Source organism: Burkholderia sp. KL41, from assembly GCF_057005415.2.
The window spans coordinates 3,229,504-3,244,147 of the sequence record NZ_CM174446.1 but is presented as its reverse complement, the minus strand read 5'-3'; the positions used below and the strand labels follow the sequence as shown (position 1 = coordinate 3,244,147).

Sequence of the window (14,644 nt, the reverse complement as noted above, 5' to 3'; positions counted from 1 at the left end):
CGGCCGGGTGTCAGGAGAGTCGGAACGATCAGAACGTATAGCCCACGTCGGCCGGCGCGTTGCCCTCGAGCTCGTCGAGCAGCTTCGCGAACGGCACGAGCGGGCGGTAGCGCAGCGCGACCTTGCGCGCATACGCGATGAAGCGCGGCAGGTCGTTCAGGTAATGGGGCTTGCCGTCGCGGTAATTGATGCGCGCGAACAGGCCGAGCACCTTGATGTGGCGCTGCAGCCCCATCCATTCGAGCTGGCGGTAGAACTCGCCGAAATCGGGATCGACCGGCAGCCCGGCCTTTTTCGCCTTTTCCCAGTAGTACGCGAAGCAGTCGAGCTCGAACTCCTCGTCCCAGCTGATGAAGGCGTCGCGCAGCAGCGACACGACGTCGTACGTCAGCGGCCCGTAGACGGCGTCCTGGAAGTCGAGGATGCCTGGGTTCGGCTCGCACACCATCAGGTTGCGCGGCATGAAGTCGCGCAGCATGAAACCCTGCGGCTGCGCGTGGGCGCTCGCGACCAGCAGCGCGAAGGTGCGGTCGAGCGTGCCACGCATCGCGTCGGTGACGGGCTTGCCGAGGTGGCGGCCGACGAACCATTCGGGCATCAGCTCCATCTCGCGGCGCAGGAACGCCTCGTCGAACGGCGGCAGCACGTCGGGTTTCGACGTGAGCTGGAAGCGGATCAGTGCGTCGAGTGCCTCACGCATCAGCGGTTTTGCGGCGGCCGGGTCGGCCGGATCGAGCACCGAGATGTACGGCGTGCGGCCGAGATCGGTCACGAGCATGAAACCCGCGTCGAGATCGTGGGCCAGCACGTCCGGCACGTGGTCGCCGGCCGCGGCGAGCAACTGCGCGACCTGGACGAACTCGCGGCACTTCTCGGGCGGCGGCGCGTCGACGGCGATCAGCGTGCCGCCGGCGCTGGTGGCCGACGCAATCCGGAAATAGCGGCGGAAACTGGCGTCCGACGATGCGGGCGCGAGGGTCGACAGGTCGAGCGCGTAGCGCTCGGCGAGCGGGTGCAGCCACGCGGTGAGCGCTTCGAGGCGGGCGTCGGGCTGGGATGCGGCGGATGGGGGCGTCATGAAACTCGGAGGAGGGGGGAACGTCTTGCCATATAATACCCCACGACTTTTTTGACGCACCCCGCGTCAGCTTTCCGCCGCGCAGGCCCGCCGCCTGTCGCGCCGCCATCCGATCGCCCCCCCGGTTTGCGCTCAGCCGCAGTCGCGGTGCGACGGCGCGGCCCGCTGTGCGCGAATGTGCCGCGACGGCGCGGTTGACAAGGGGCGATTCGCCAAACGATAGATGCCGCCCAAACCGCTATTCCCGAATGTTTTCCCCGGTGACGGGGTGCCGCGCAAACGGCGGCTCGCGCTCGCGCTCCTGGCCGTGCCCGGCCTCGTGCCGGCCGTGTCGTACGCGCAGCTGTCGGGCGCGGCCGCGCAGCCGCAGCCGCTCGACTCGCCGTGGGATCTGCGTCTCGCGCCCCAGCTCGAGGATCGCCCGCTGAAGGAGGGCGCGAAGCCGGCCGCCTTCGTGATCGCCGACCACACGAGCGGCACGGCCGAGCAGGATCTCGCCGCAAAGGGTTCGGCCGAGCTGCGGCGCGGTGACGCCGTCGTGAAGGCCGACGCGATCCACTACGATCAGGATACCGACATGGCCGATGCGTACGGCCAGGTCAGGGTGATCAATTCCGGCACGTCGTTCGCGGGCCCCGAGGCGCACCTGAAGATCGAGGCGAACCAGGGCTTCATGACGGCGCCGAAGTATCACTTCAACGTGACGGGCGGCTCGGGCAGCGCGGAGCGTGTCGACATGGTCGACAACGAGCGCTCGGTGTTCGTCAACGGTACCTATACCGCGTGCCAGTGCTCGACGAACCCCGCGTGGTACATCAAGGGCAGCCGCTTCGACTTCGATACGGGCGCCGACGAAGGCACCGCGCGCAACGGCGTGCTGTTCTTCCAGGGTGTGCCGATCTTCGCGAGCCCGTGGATGACGTTCCCGCTGTCGGGCGAGCGGCGCAGCGGCCTGCTGCCGCCGACGTTCTCGGTGAACTCGAGCAACGGCTTCGAGCTGACGCTGCCGTACTACTTCAACATCGCGCCGAACCGCGACCTGACGCTCACGCCGCGCATCATCTCGCGGCGCGGCGTGATGACCGAGGCGACGTTCCGCTACCTGTCGCCGTCGTATTCGGGCACGTTCACGGCCAATTACCTGCCGAGTGACCGGCTCGAGCACCGCAACCGCTACGCGATCTACTGGCAGCACCAGCAGAACTTCGGCGGCGGTTTCGGCGGCTACGTCTACTACAACAAGGTCTCGGACAATCTGTATCCCGAGCAACTGGGTTCGTCGAACCAGTTCATCAACGGGACGCAGACGCTGTACCAGCAGGAAGCGGGCCTCACGTACAACAACGGCCCGTGGTCGGTGCTCGCGCGCTACCAGCACTGGCAGACGCTGCCGCCGTCGATCGCGCCGTACAGCCGCGAGCCTCAGTTGAACGTGAAGTACACGAAGTACAACGTCGGCGGCTTCGACTTCGGCGCGGAAGCCGACTATTCGCGGTTCCGCATCACGACGGCCGATGCGACCCAGGGTGACCGGATCGTCTTCAACCCGTACATCGCATACGGCGTGTACGGCCCCGGCTACTTCGTCGTGCCGAAGGTCCAGTACCACTTCGCGTCGTACGACCTGAACTACCTGTCGTCGACAACGCCGAACAGCCCGAAGCGCTTCACCGAGTCGATCCCGACCGTGAGCTTCGATTCGGGCCTGATCTTCGACCGCTCGGTGCGCCTGTTCGGCCAGGATTTCATCCAGACCCTCGAGCCGCGCCTGTACTACGTGTACACGCCGTATCGCGACCAGTCGAACGCGCCGCTGTTCGACACTGCGGAGTCGGACTTCGGCCTCGCGGAGATCTACCAGCCGAACACGTTCGTCGGCAACGACCGGATCGCCGATGCGAACCGCATCACGGCCGGCCTGACGTCGCGCTTCATCGATCCGCGCACCGGCGACGAGCGTGCGCGTTTCGTGATCGCGCAGCAGTACTACTTCGCCGATCAGCGCGTCACGCTGAATGCCGGGCAGAGTGCGGTGCTGGCGCGCCACTCGGACCTGATCGTCGGGGCCGCGCTGAAGCTCGGCTCGGGTTTCATGTCCGAGACGGCGTTCCAGTACAACCAGAACAACAACCAGCTCGTGAAGTCGAGCGTCGGTTTCGGCTACAGCCCGGGCGAGCGCCGCGTGATCAACGTCGGCTACCGCTATACGCGGGCGAACACCACGCTCGACAACCAGCCGATCAACCAGTTCCTGGTGTCCGCGCAATGGCCGCTCACGCGCCGCCTGTATGCGATCGGCCGCTTCAACTACGATCTCGCCGGCGATCGCGTGGTCGACGGTCTGGTCGGCTTACAATACGACGCGGATTGCTGGGCGCTCGGGGTCGGGGTGCAGCGGGCGGCGAACGGCATCAATTCGTCCGGACAGCAGAATTCGTCGACGCGCTTCATGATGCAGCTCACGCTCAAGGGCCTGTCGACCGTCGACAACGGCCTCGTGTCCGCGTTCCGCGCCGGGGTGCCGGGCTACACGCCGCTGCCGCCGCCGCCGCCGCCGATGTCCCGCTTCAGCAACTACGAGTAACGCCGGCTTGTCTGCACCGGTCAGCACGATTTCAATGGAGTTCCAGTGGCAATGAAGAAAACCCTTCGTTTCGCGGCAGTCGTGTCCAGCCTCGCTGCGGCCGCCGCGCTGCTCGCCTCTGCGCCGGCCGCGGCGCAGGCGCTCGGTTCGCAAGGTGCGCAGCTCGCCGACGAAGTCGTCGCGGTCGTCAACAACGACGTGATCACGGGCCGCGAACTCGACCAGCGTGCCGGCCTGATCGCGCGCCGGCTGCAGCAGCAGAACGCCCCCGTGCCGCCGACCGACCAGTTGCGCGCGCAGGTGCTGAACCAGATGGTGCTCGAGCGTATCCAGGTGCAGAAGGCCAAGGACGACGGGATCCGCATCGACGACGCGACGGTACAGTCCACGCTGCAGCGCCTCGCGCAGGCGAACGGCATGACGCTCGACCAGTACCGCGCGCGTCTCGAGGCGCAAGGCGTGCCCTGGAGCATCTTCACGAGCGACGCGCGCACCGAACTGATGCTGTCGAAGCTGCGCGAGCGCGAGGTCGACGGCAAGATCACCGTGTCGGACGCCGAGGTCGCGAACTACATCGCGAGCCAGCGCGGGCCGAACGCGTCGCAGCAGCAGGACCTGCGCTTCCAGCACATCTTCATCAAGGCACCGACCAACGCGCCGCAGGCCGACATCGAAGCCGCGCAGAAGAAGGCTGACGCGTTGCTGCAGCAGGCGAAGTCGGGTGCCGATTTCGAGAAGCTCGCGAAGAACAATTCGGAAGCGAACGACGCGAAGAAGGGCGGTGACCTCGGCTTCAAGTCGCCGAGCGCGCTGCCGGCCGACGTCGTCGACGCCGCATCGAAGCTGCGCCCGGGCCAGGTCAACCCGACGCTGATCCGCGTGCCGGACGGCTTCGAGATCGTGCGTCTCGTCGATCGTCGCCAGAGCCAGGGCGCGTCGGCCGCCGCACCGAAGATCGTCCAGACGCACGTGCGCCACATCCTGTTGCGCGTGGGCGAAGGCAAGTCCGAAGGCCAGGCGCGCCAGCAACTGGCCGACATCCGCAACCAGGTCGAGGCCGGCGGCGATTTCGCGAAGTTCGCGCGCACGTATTCGCAGGACGGTTCGGCGTCGCAGGGCGGCGATCTCGGCTGGATCAGCCCGGGCGAGACCGTGCCGGAATTCGAGCGCGCGATGAACAACCTGCAGGACGGCCAGATCAGCCAGCCGATCCGTACCGAGTACGGCTATCACCTGATCCAGGTGCTGGGCCGCCGCGAAGCGGAAGGTTCGGTGCAGCAGCAGATGGATATCGCGCGTCAGGCGATCGGCCAGCGCAAGGCCGAGCAGGCGTATGCCGACTGGCTGCGCGAGCTGCGCGATTCGTCGTACGTGCAGTACAAGATCGGCGGCGTCGGCCCGGCGAACTGAGCGAGCTTCCGATGACCACGCCCGCGCTGCAGATCGCGATCACGACCGGCGAACCCGCGGGGGTCGGCCCGGAGCTGACCGTGCAGGCGCTGCGTGATGCCGCGCAGCGCTGGCCCGACGCGCATTTCACCGTGCTCGGCGATGCGGCGCTGCTCGACGCGCGCGCGGCGGCCGTCGGCGCCGACCGGGCCACGCTGGCCGGCAGCGGGCCGGTGTCGGTCGCGCATCACGCGCTCGCCGTGCCCGCGCAGGCGGGCAGGCTGGACGCGGCGAACGGCCCTTACGTGCTCGGGCTGCTCGACGCGGCGATCGACGGCGCGCTGGCGGGCCGGTACGACGCGATCGTCACCGCGCCGTTGCAGAAGAGCACGATCAACGATGCGGGCGTGCCGTTCACCGGCCATACCGAATACCTGGCGGAGCGCACGCATACGCCGCGTGTCGTGATGATGCTGGCCGGTATCGGCCACCGGCCGCTGCGCGTGGCGCTCGCGACCACGCACCTGCCGCTGAAGGACGTAGCGGCCGCACTGACGGTCGACGGGCTCGTCGAGACGCTCGCGATCATCGATCGCGACCTGCGGCGCGACTTCGGTCTGGCCGCGCCGCGCATTCTCGTGACGGGCCTGAACCCGCACGCGGGCGAGAACGGTTATCTCGGCCGCGAGGAGATCGACGTGATCTCGCCGGCACTGGCCCGCGCGAACGCGCAGGGCATCGACGCGCGCGGCCCGTATCCGGCCGACACGCTGTTCCAGCCGCGCCATCTCGCCGATGCCGATTGCGTGCTCGCGATGTTCCATGACCAGGGCCTGCCCGTGCTGAAGTACGCGACGTTCGGCGAGGGCATCAACGTGACGCTCGGGCTGCCGATCATCCGTACGTCGGTCGATCACGGCACGGCACTCGATCTGGCCGGCACGGGCCGCGCGGATCCGGGCAGCATGATCGCCGCGCTCGACACGGCCGTCACGATGGCGCGCCATCGCCGCACCGCCTGACGCGGCCCGGCTTTACCTCATTCGTCGTATTTTTCGTTTTACTCAGTCGATGTCGAACAGCAGACAGCACCAAGGCCATTTCGCGCGCAAGCGCTTCGGGCAGAACTTCCTCGTCGATCACGGCGTGATCGACTCGATCGTCGCGACGATCGGCCCCGCGCGCGGCCAGCGCATGGTCGAGATCGGCCCCGGGCTCGGCGCGCTGACCGAGCCGCTGATCGCACGCCTCGCGACGCCCGAGTCGCCGCTGCATGCGGTCGAGCTCGACCGCGACCTGATCGGGCGCCTGCAGCAACGCTTCGGCGCGCTGCTCGAACTGCATGCAGGCGATGCGCTCGCGTTCGACTTCCGCTCGCTCGCGGCACCCGGCGACAAGCCGTCGTTGCGGATCGTCGGCAACCTGCCATACAACATTTCCAGCCCGCTGCTGTTTCACCTGATGACGTTCGCCGACGCGGTCATCGACCAGCACTTCATGCTGCAGAACGAAGTCGTCGAACGGATGGTCGCGGAGCCGGGCACGAAGGCGTTTTCGCGTCTGTCGGTGATGCTGCAGTACCGCTACGTGATGGAAAAGATGCTCGACGTGCCGCCGGAATCGTTCCAGCCGCCGCCGAAGGTCGATTCGGCGATCGTCCGGATGATTCCGTACGAGCCACACGAACTGCCGGATGTCGATCCCGGGCTGCTCGGCGAAATCGTCACCGCGGCGTTCTCGCAGCGCCGCAAGATGCTGCGCAATACGCTCGGCGACTATCGCGAGACAATCGATTTCGATGCGCTCGGCTTCGATCTCGCGCGCCGTGCGGAGGATGTGAGCGTGGCCGAATACGTCGGCGTGGCGCAGGCGCTGGCGAAGGTGCGCAAGGCCGCGGAGTAACGGCGGCGCGTGCGTCATGCGCGCGTCGCACGCCGGCTCGAGGTTCACGAGGCTGCCCTGGCGGGCAGCCTTTTTCATTTTCCCCGCGCCGTTTTCGTCGATGCCGGGCCGCGACCGGGCGGCCGCCGGGTGTCGTTACGTGCGCCGGCGCGGCGGCGCGTTGACGAGCGCGATGCCCGTCAGCACGAGCGCGGCCGCCGACATGAAGCGCCAGCCGACCGATTCGCCGAGCAGCAGCACGCCGAACGCGACGCCGAACAGCGGCGACAGGAACGTGAAGACGGACAGACGTGACGCGCTGTAGCGCGTCAGCAGCCAGAACCACGACAGGTAGCTGACGAACGCGACGATCACCGACTGGTACGCGAGGCTCGCGACCGCGACCGGCGTGACGTGCGCGAACGACATCTGGCCGAACAGTGCGGCCAGCGCGACCAGCACGACCGCCGATACCGCGAGCTGGTAGAACAGCGTCTTGCTCGCGCTCGCCCGTGCGAGCGCCGTCGAGCGCACGACGACGGTCGTCGCGGCCCACATCGCGCCGCCGAGGATCCCGAGTGCGTCGCCGGCGAGCCCGGCCAGCACGGATGCGCCGGGCACGCGCGGCTTCAGGAAGCCGTCCGCGAACGCGAGCGCGATGCCGGCGAATGCCAGGCCGACGCCGGCCCACTGCGTGCGCTGCAGCCGTTCGCCGGGTGCGAACAGGTGCAGGCCGAGCGCGGTGAAGCACGGCGCCGTGTACAGGAAGATCGCCATGTGCGACGCACTCGTCAGCGTCAGCCCGAAGAACACGCAGATGAATTCGCCGGCGAACAGCGCGCCGGCCGCGAGGCCCGCGCCGAACGTGCCGTCCGCCTGAAACAGCGGCGTACCGCGCGAGCGGGCCCAGCCCCACAGCAGCGCCGCCGCGATCACCGAGCGCAGCCCGGCCTGGAACATCGGCGCGATCGCGGCGTTCGTGCTCTTGATCGCGACCTGCTGGAAGCCCCAGATCGCGCACAGCAGCAGCATCAGGCCGACGGCGCGCATGTCGAGCGCGCGGCGCACGGGGCCAGCGAGTGCACTCATTGGCGAACCTCGCCGGTTCGGTGCGGCTGCTGCGGGGTCGGGAGGGGGGCGCATCCGGCGCGCTCGAATCGGCGGTATCGCACGGCAGTGTGGCGGTAGGGGGGAGTGGGTGGTCGCGTTCGGGCGGTGGGTCGCATGCCCGCTTTTGGTGCGAGGTGGAAGGATGTTACCCGATCCGCGCGGTGGCCGGGCGAGCAGGGTCGTGCTGTTTTCAGCCGTTGCCCTTGCGCCGGCAGGCGTCACCCGCCGGGCGCCCCCAGCCAGGCGCCCCCAGCCAGGCGCCCCCAGCCAGGCGCCCCCAGTCAGGCGCCCCCGACGAAGTTCACCCGACTCTGGTAGAGTTCCCGGTTCTGGAAAGTCCCCACAGGAGTACAACACATGCGATTTCTGCATACGATGCTGCGAGTCGGCGATCTCGACCGCTCGATCAAGTTCTACACCGAATTGCTCGGCATGAAGGTGCTGCGCCGCGACGACTATCCGGAAGGCAAGTTCACGCTCGCATTCGTCGGCTACGAGGACGAGAGCACGGGCACCGTGATCGAGCTGACCCATAACTGGGATACGCCGGCCTACGATCTGGGCAACGGCTTCGGCCATCTCGCGCTGGAAGTCGACGACGCGTACGCGGCCTGCGACAGGATCAAGGCGCAAGGCGGCAAGGTCACGCGCGAAGCGGGCCCGATGAAGCACGGCACGACCGTGATCGCGTTCGTCGAGGATCCGGACGGCTACAAGATCGAGTTCATTCAGAAAAAGGCGCACTGAGCGCCGGATGAACCGGGCCGCGGCGTGCGATGTGCGTGGCGGCAAAAAAGGGCGATGCGGAGTGACCCGCATCGCCCTTTTTCGTTGGCGGCGAAGCCGTGCGCGTCAAAGCGACGGCAGCAGCTCGGGCGGGTGATGCTTGAGCGTGTGGCGCGCTTCGCGGAACTCGGGGAAGATCGACTCGACGGTCTGCCAGAAGGCCGGGCTATGGTTCATTTCGCGCAGGTGCGACAGCTCGTGCGCGACGACGTAGTCGATGATCGACATCGGGAAATGGATCAGCCGCCAGTTCAGGCGGATCTTGCCGTCGCTCGAGCAACTGCCCCAGCGCGTCGCGGCCGACGACAGCGCATACATCGAATACGTGACGCCGAGCTTCTCCGCGTACACCGCGAGGCGTTCACCGAAGATCCGCCGGGCTTCGCCCTGCAGCCAGCCCTGCACGCGATCCTTGATCTGCTGCATGTCGGCCTGCACGGGCAGCGGCAGCGAGAGCCGCAACGCATCGGCGTCGAATGCGACGGCGCCCGCGCCGAGCGCGATCGTCACCGTCTTGCCGAGATAGGGCAGCTGCGCGCCGTCGCGCCAGTCGATCTGCGGCAGCGCGCGCTGCTCGGTGCGCGTCTTCCACTCGGCGAGCTTCGCGAAGATCCAGCGTTGTTTCTCGGCGATCGCGGCTTCGATGTCGGCGAGCGTGACCCAGCGCGGCGCGGTGATCGACAGCCCGCTGCCGTCGATCGTGAAGCCGATCGTACGGCGCGCCGAGCGTTTCAGGCGGTATTCGAGCACGCGGCTGTCGAGTGCGAACGTCCGCACGCGCGAGCGGTCGGGCGCGGGGCCCGGATCAAGGGGCGCAGCGGGGGCCGCTTCGGCCGGCGCGGGCGGGGCGGCGGGCGCCGACGGTGCGGCGGCCGGCCCGTCGAAGAGCGGCAGATCCATCTGGCGATGATCGAGGGCCACGACGGCAGGCCGTGGCCGCGGACGCTGTTTCATCAGTTCGCTTCTTTTTGTCGTACGCAACGGCTGCCACCCGGGGGCGTCAGACACGCGCGGCATCGCGCGTGCCGGCGTTGCCCGCCTGGCGATACGAATCCGGATCGATCCGGCGCATTTCCGCTTCGATCCATGCTTCGACCTGCGAGTTCAATGCATCGGGCGTCAGCCCCTCGCTGGGGATCGGCTTGCCGATCGACACGGTGACGACACCCGGGAATTTCGTGAACGAGTTGCGCGGCCACACCCGGCCTGCATTGTGCGCGATCGGTACGACGGGTGCACCGGTTTCGATCGCGAAGCGCGCGCCACCCGTCTTGTACTTGCCCTGCTTGCCGACAGGCGTGCGCGTGCCTTCCGGGAACATGATCATCCATGCGCCTTCCGACAGGCGCTTCTTGCCCTGGCGGATCACCGACGTGAACGCGTTCTTGCCTTCCTTGCGGTTGATGTTGACCATGTGCAGCAGCCCGAGCGCCCAGCCGAAGAACGGCACGTACAGCAGCTCGCGCTTGAACACGTAGCAGAGCGGTTTCGGCATCAGCGCGGGAAACGCGAGCGTTTCCCATGCGGACTGGTGCTTCGACAGCAGCACGGCCGGGCCGTCGGGCAGGTTCTCGTAGCCTTCGATCCGGTAGCGGATGCCGTTCAGCCAGCGCACGACCCACAGCGTGGACTTGCACCAGCCGGCCGCCATCCAGTAGCGCGCGTCGGCGCGCATGAACGGAAAGGCGATGAAGCACGCGGTGGCGTACGGCACCGTGTACACGACGAAGTAGATCAGCAGCAGCAGGGAGCGGACGAAGCGCATCGGCGTAAGTCTGGCGTTAGGGAGGATGCGCGCGGCGGCCGCATCACTCGTGTTCGTGTGAAAGGAAATCGAGCGCGAACGCGCGCAGGTCGTCGTGCACCTTCGTGCCGGGCGGCAGGTTGCCGGCGGCGAGCGTCTTCTTGCCCTTGCCGGTGAGCACGAGGTGCGGCTGGAAGCCGACCGCGACGCCGGCCTGCAGGTCGCGCAGCGAATCGCCGACTACCGGCGTGTGATCGGGATCGATCTCGAAGCGCTCGGCGATCATCTGCATCATCCCGGGTTTCGGCTTGCGGCAGTCGCAGTGATCCTCGGCCGTGTGCGGGCAGAAGAACACCGCGTCGATCCGCGCGCCGACCGCGGCCGCCGCGCGATGCATCTTCAGGTGCATCTCGTTGAGCGCGGCCATGTCGAACAGCCCGCGACCGATGCCGGACTGGTTGGTCGCGACGACCACGCGATACCCCGCGTGGTTGAGCCGGGCAATCGCCTCGAGGGCGCCGGGCAGCGCGATCCATTCGTCGGGCGTCTTGATGAACGCATCCGAATCGACGTTGATCACGCCGTCCCGGTCGAGGACGACGAGCTTTCGGTTGGGGCTGGTCGGCATCGTGCGGCCCTTATGCGGCGAGCTTCGAGATGTCGGCGACGCAGTTCATCTGCTGGTGCAGCGCGGACAGCAGCGCGAGACGGTTCGCGCGCAGTGCCGGATCTTCCGCGTTGACCATCACGTCGTTGAAGAACGTGTCGACCGGTGCGCGCAGCGCGGCGAGCGCCGACAGCGCGCCCGTGTACGCACGCGCCTCGAGCTGCGACTGCACGTGCGGCGTCACGGCCGCGAGCTGTTCGTGCAGCGCCTTCTCGGCGGCCTCGACGAGCAGCGTCGGCTGCACCGCGCCGTTCGCGCCGCCTTCCGACTTCTTCAGGATGTTCGAGATCCGCTTGTTCGCGGCCGCGAGCGCTTCGGCTTCCGCGAGGTGCGTGAATTCGCGCACCGCGTCGAGGCGCGCGACGAGATCGTCGACGCGCGTCGGGTTCAGGCTCAGCACCGCGTCGATTTCGCCGGCCGAATAGCCGCGCTCGCGCAGCAGGCCGCGCAGGCGATCCATGAAGAACGCGAGGATCGCGTCGGTCGATTCGGCGACGCCCGGCACGCCTTCGAAGCGCGCATGGGCCGTGCGCAGCAGCGACACGAGATCGAGCGGCAGCTGCTTCTCGAGCAGCAGGCGCAGCACGCCGAGTGCGTGGCGGCGCAGCGCGAACGGATCCTTCTCGCCGGTCGGCGCGAGGCCGATCCCCCAGATGCCGACGATCGTCTCGAGCTTGTCGGCGAGCGCGACGGCGGTCGACACGGGCGTGGTCGGCAGTGCGTCGCCGGAGAAACGCGGCTGGTAGTGCTCGGCGCACGCGAGCGCGACGTCGTCGGCTTCGCCGTCGTGACGCGCGTAGTACGTGCCCATCGTGCCCTGCAGTTCCGGGAACTCGCCGACCATGTCGGTCAGCAGGTCGGCCTTCGCGAGGCGCGCGGCGCGCTTCGCGTGCGCGGCGTCGGCGCCGATCGCGGGGGCGATCTCGCCGGCCAGCGCCTCGAGGCGCTCGACGCGCGCGAGCGCCGAACCGAGCTTGTTGTGATACACGACGTTCGCGAGCTGCGGCACGCGGTCGGCGAGCGGCTTCTTCTTGTCCTGCTCGAAGAAGAACTTCGCGTCGGCGAGGCGCGGGCGCACGACGCGCTCGTTGCCTTCGATGATCTCGCCCGGCGTCTTCGTCTCGATGTTCGACACGATCAGGAAGCGCGAACGCAGCTTGCCGCCGACGTCGGTCAGTGCGAAATACTTCTGGTTCGTCTGCATCGTGAGGATCAGGCATTCCTGCGGAACCTGCAGGAATTCGTCCTCGAAGCGGCACGGGTAGACGACCGGCCATTCGACCAGCGACGTCACTTCGTCGAGCAGCGCTTCGGGCATCACGACGGTATCGCCGTTCGCGTGTTCGTTCAGCTGCGTGCGGATCGTTTCGCGGCGATCGGCGAAGTGCGCGATCACGCGGCCCTTGTCGCGCAGCGTGTCGGCGTATGCGCGTGCATGCTGGATCGCGACGAGTCCGTCGGACAGGAAGCGGTGGCCGAGCGTCGTGTCGCCGGCGTCGATGCCGAACGCGGTGACGGGCACGATGCGGTCGTCGTGCAGCACCGTCAGGCGATGCACCGGGCGCACGAACTTCACGTCGGAGCCGTCCGGGCGCTGGTAGGTCATGAACTTCGGGATCGGCAGCTTCGCGAGCGTTTCGTCGAGCGCGGCCTGGAGGCCGTCGGCGAGCGTCGCGCCGGCTGCCGAATAGTTGATGAAGAACGCTTCGGCCTTGCCGTCCTGCGCGCGCTCGAGATCGGCGATCGACAGGTTCGGGTGGCCGAGCGCCGCGAGCTTCTTCGCGAGCGGGGCCGTCGGCTTGCCTTCGGCGTCGAGCGCGACCGACACGGGCAGGACCTTTTCGCGGACCTGCTTTTCAGGTGCGACGGCGCGCACGTTCTGCACGACGACGGCGAGGCGGCGCGGTGTGGCGTAGCGCTCGAACACGAGTTCGCCGTCGACGAGGTCGCGTGCCGCGAGGCGTTGCGCGAGGCCTTCGGCGAATGCGTCGCCGAGGCGCGCGAGGGCCTTCGGCGGCAGCTCTTCGGTCAGCAGTTCGACGAGCAGGGGGGCGGGATGATTGTGCGTCATGATTGGAATGAATCTCGTCTCGTCAGTCCTGATCGATCTTGCGTTCGACCTTGAGCGGCGGCGCCCATGCCGGCTGGGCGGCGTCCTGGGCGTCGGTGGTGAGGCCCGGCACGCCCGGCGGGTTGCCGAGCATCGGGAAGCCGAGCTTCTCGCGCGAGTCGTAGTAGGCCTGCGCGACGAGACGCGACAGCGCGCGGATGCGGCCGATGTATGCCGCGCGTTCGGTGACCGAGATCGCGCCGCGCGCATCGAGCAGGTTGAACGTGTGGCCGGCCTTCAGCACGAGTTCGTACGCGGGCAGCGCGAGCTGCGCGTCGATCATCTTCTTCGCTTCCGCTTCGTAGCTGTTGAAGAACGTGAACAGCAGGTCGACGTTCGCGTGCTCGAAGTTGTAGGTCGACTGCTCGACCTCGTTCTGGTGATAGACGTCGCCGTACGACAGGCGGCGCAGCTCGGGGCCGTTCGGGCCTTGCTCTTCCCACTCCGTCCACACGAGGTCGTACACGTTCTCGACCTTCTGCAGATACATCGCGAGGCGCTCGAGGCCGTACGTGATCTCGCCGAGCACCGGCTTGCATTCGATGCCGCCGACTTCCTGGAAATACGTGAACTGCGTGACTTCCATCCCGTTCAGCCACACTTCCCAGCCGAGGCCCCACGCGCCGAGCGTCGGGTTTTCCCAGTCGTCCTCGACGAAGCGCACGTCGTTCTGCTGCAGGTCGAAGCCGAGCGCCTCGAGCGAGCCGAGGTACAGGTCGAGGATGTTTTCCGGTGCCGGCTTGAGCACGACCTGGTACTGGTAGTAGTGCTGCAGGCGGTTCGGGTTCTCGCCGTAGCGGCCGTCCTTCGGGCGGCGCGACGGCTGCACGTACGCGGCGCGCCACGGCTCGGGGCCGACTGCGCGCAGGAACGTGTGCACGTGCGACGTGCCTGCACCGACTTCCATGTCGATGGGCTGGAGCAGGGCGCAACCCTGCTTGTCCCAGTAGGACTGCAGCGTCAGGATGATTTGCTGAAACGTAAGCATGAAGAGCCTTCGTGGCGCTGGCGCTCCGTTGCGGGCGGCGCTCCGGGCGGGGCCCGGAGGGTCGGCTCGCGCGGCGGCGCGGCTTGTTAGTGTGCTGAAACGCGTAATTTTACCGGATCGGCGAGCGGATGCGGCCGGAACGCGGGCGGGCGTGCCGTCGGCCCCGTCCGGGCGACCTGCGCGGGCATGGCCGGCGCGCGCCGGGCGGCCGCGCGCGGCAGGTCGCGACGCGCGTGCCGCACGGCTTCGCACGGGCGTTAAGATGCGCGTATTGCGGTGCGCGCGACGCGTGCCGCGCCACCGCTTG

At 67.9% G+C, this 14,644-nt stretch carries 12 protein-coding genes; 5 read left to right on the top strand and 7 right to left on the bottom strand.

Annotated features, from left to right (window positions below):
* Positions 1-28 precede the first annotated feature (28 nt).
* Positions 29-1,078, bottom strand: a complete 1,050-nt coding sequence (locus tag PQB87_RS15265; RefSeq protein WP_111938862.1) for an aminoglycoside phosphotransferase family protein — start codon at positions 1,076-1,078, stop codon at positions 29-31.
* A gap of 223 nt (positions 1,079-1,301) precedes the next feature.
* Here PQB87_RS15265 and PQB87_RS15260 point away from each other — a divergent pair, with 223 nt between their 5' ends.
* The 4 genes from PQB87_RS15260 to rsmA are packed head-to-tail and all read left to right on the top strand — an operon-like array spanning position 1,302 to position 6,953.
* On the top strand, positions 1,302-3,662 hold the full coding sequence (locus tag PQB87_RS15260) for an LPS-assembly protein LptD (protein ID WP_111938861.1): 2,361 nt from the start codon (positions 1,302-1,304) through the stop codon (positions 3,660-3,662).
* A 51-nt stretch (positions 3,663-3,713) separates the two neighbouring features.
* Entirely contained in the window at positions 3,714-5,072 is a 1,359-nt protein-coding gene (locus PQB87_RS15255; RefSeq protein WP_027789167.1) for a peptidylprolyl isomerase, read from the top strand.
* Between the two features lie 11 nt (positions 5,073-5,083).
* The gene (gene pdxA, locus PQB87_RS15250) at positions 5,084-6,073 is read left to right on the top strand and encodes a 4-hydroxythreonine-4-phosphate dehydrogenase PdxA (protein ID WP_059688774.1); all 990 of its coding nucleotides are present in this window, start codon (positions 5,084-5,086) and stop codon (positions 6,071-6,073) included.
* 49 nt (positions 6,074-6,122) lie between these two features.
* Complete coding sequence (rsmA, locus tag PQB87_RS15245; RefSeq protein WP_027789169.1) at positions 6,123-6,953, top strand: 16S rRNA (adenine(1518)-N(6)/adenine(1519)-N(6))-dimethyltransferase RsmA; 831 nt, start codon at positions 6,123-6,125, stop codon at positions 6,951-6,953.
* Positions 6,954-7,088: 135 nt separating this feature from the next.
* Here rsmA and PQB87_RS15240 read toward each other — a convergent pair whose 3' ends face one another.
* The gene (locus PQB87_RS15240) at positions 7,089-8,021 is read right to left on the bottom strand and encodes a DMT family transporter (RefSeq protein WP_174416045.1); all 933 of its coding nucleotides are present in this window, start codon (positions 8,019-8,021) and stop codon (positions 7,089-7,091) included.
* Positions 8,022-8,399: 378 nt separating this feature from the next.
* On the opposite strand from PQB87_RS15240, the gene gloA reads away from it, so the two are divergent.
* On the top strand, positions 8,400-8,789 hold the full coding sequence (gene gloA, locus PQB87_RS15235) for a lactoylglutathione lyase (protein WP_021161200.1): 390 nt from the start codon (positions 8,400-8,402) through the stop codon (positions 8,787-8,789).
* Positions 8,790-8,894: 105 nt separating this feature from the next.
* Here gloA and PQB87_RS15230 read toward each other — a convergent pair whose 3' ends face one another.
* From PQB87_RS15230 to glyQ, 5 genes are read right to left on the bottom strand one after another with little or no spacing between them, the layout of a single operon-like run.
* Positions 8,895-9,782: a M48 family metallopeptidase gene (locus tag PQB87_RS15230; protein ID WP_174416044.1), complete on the bottom strand. Its 888-nt coding sequence runs from the start codon at positions 9,780-9,782 to the stop codon at positions 8,895-8,897.
* A 46-nt stretch (positions 9,783-9,828) separates the two neighbouring features.
* Positions 9,829-10,593, bottom strand: coding sequence for a lysophospholipid acyltransferase family protein (locus PQB87_RS15225; RefSeq protein ID WP_021161198.1), 765 nt, complete (start codon positions 10,591-10,593; stop codon positions 9,829-9,831).
* 43 nt (positions 10,594-10,636) lie between these two features.
* A complete protein-coding gene (gene gmhB, locus PQB87_RS15220) occupies positions 10,637-11,200 on the bottom strand; it encodes a D-glycero-beta-D-manno-heptose 1,7-bisphosphate 7-phosphatase (RefSeq protein ID WP_089426288.1) in 564 nt (187 codons plus the stop codon).
* 10 nt (positions 11,201-11,210) lie between these two features.
* Positions 11,211-13,310, bottom strand: coding sequence for a glycine--tRNA ligase subunit beta (gene glyS / locus PQB87_RS15215; RefSeq protein WP_489242345.1), 2,100 nt, complete (start codon positions 13,308-13,310; stop codon positions 11,211-11,213).
* 22 nt (positions 13,311-13,332) lie between these two features.
* Complete coding sequence (gene glyQ / locus PQB87_RS15210) at positions 13,333-14,337, bottom strand: glycine--tRNA ligase subunit alpha (protein ID WP_081064905.1); 1,005 nt, start codon at positions 14,335-14,337, stop codon at positions 13,333-13,335.
* Positions 14,338-14,644: the final 307 nt, after the last annotated feature.

Coding starts and splice junctions, on each gene's coding strand:
- PQB87_RS15255 (WP_027789167.1), top strand. CDS start 3,714: ATGAAGAAAACCCTTCGTTTCGCGGCAGTCGTGTCCAGCCTCGCTGCG.
- rsmA (WP_027789169.1), top strand. CDS start 6,123: ATGTCGAACAGCAGACAGCACCAAGGCCATTTCGCGCGCAAGCGCTTC.
- gloA (WP_021161200.1), top strand. CDS start 8,400: ATGCGATTTCTGCATACGATGCTGCGAGTCGGCGATCTCGACCGCTCG.
- pdxA (WP_059688774.1), top strand. CDS start 5,084: ATGACCACGCCCGCGCTGCAGATCGCGATCACGACCGGCGAACCCGCG.
- PQB87_RS15260 (WP_111938861.1), top strand. CDS start 1,302: ATGCCGCCCAAACCGCTATTCCCGAATGTTTTCCCCGGTGACGGGGTG.
- gmhB (WP_089426288.1), bottom strand. CDS start 11,200: ATGCCGACCAGCCCCAACCGAAAGCTCGTCGTCCTCGACCGGGACGGC.
- glyS (WP_489242345.1), bottom strand. CDS start 13,310: ATGACGCACAATCATCCCGCCCCCCTGCTCGTCGAACTGCTGACCGAA.
- PQB87_RS15265 (WP_111938862.1), bottom strand. CDS start 1,078: ATGACGCCCCCATCCGCCGCATCCCAGCCCGACGCCCGCCTCGAAGCG.
- glyQ (WP_081064905.1), bottom strand. CDS start 14,337: ATGCTTACGTTTCAGCAAATCATCCTGACGCTGCAGTCCTACTGGGAC.
- PQB87_RS15230 (WP_174416044.1), bottom strand. CDS start 9,782: ATGAAACAGCGTCCGCGGCCACGGCCTGCCGTCGTGGCCCTCGATCAT.
- PQB87_RS15240 (WP_174416045.1), bottom strand. CDS start 8,021: ATGAGTGCACTCGCTGGCCCCGTGCGCCGCGCGCTCGACATGCGCGCC.
- PQB87_RS15225 (WP_021161198.1), bottom strand. CDS start 10,593: ATGCGCTTCGTCCGCTCCCTGCTGCTGCTGATCTACTTCGTCGTGTAC.